The 635-nt window shown below is 46.9% G+C and carries 1 pseudogene; it reads left to right on the top strand.

Going from position 1 to position 635, the window contains the following annotated elements:
• Positions 1 to 602: pseudogene (locus ACS8FC_RS18575) on the top strand (phosphoethanolamine transferase); the annotation flags it as partial.
• Positions 603 to 635: the final 33 nt, after the last annotated feature.

Raw genomic sequence — 635 nt, 5'->3', positions numbered from 1 at the left:
CTGCAAAACCCAAGCTAATGGTGTTCGTCGTTGGCGAAACGGCTCGAGCGGATCACTTTGGTTTGAACGGCTATGCGCGTAACACCACGCCGCTACTCTCAAAACAATCCAACCTTTATAGCTTTAAAAATGCGGTCTCTTGTGGCACCTCCACTGCTTACTCAGTGCCCTGCATGTTCAGTTATGCAAATCGGGAGAACTATGATATCGATACCGCCAAGTACAATGAAAACGTACTCGATACGCTCAGCAAGCAAGGGGTCAATGTCGTTTGGCGAGACAACAACTCTAGCTCTAAAGGCGTGGCTGATCGTGTCACTTTTGAGGACTATAAGACGGCTGATACCAACCCGAACTGCGATGTTGAATGCCGAGATATTGGCATGCTTGATGGTTTTGACAAACTGGTTAAGTCAGGCAGCTCACCGAAAGAGACCCCGAAAGACACGCTTATTTTGTTACACCAAATGGGTAATCATGGCCCCGCTTATTACCAGCGCTATCCTAAGGAGTTTGAAACGTATAAACCTGTCTGTATGACCAACGAGCTGTCCAAATGTGACGCCCAGTCTGTGATCAATGGCTATGATAATGCGATTCTACTGGGTAAATCGGTATAGTGTAAAGCTGGTTAC

This window comes from Psychrobacter sp. 1Y4 (assembly GCF_051847555.1).
Note: the sequence above shows the minus strand (reverse complement) of the source record. Positions and strands in the feature narration are given on the sequence as shown.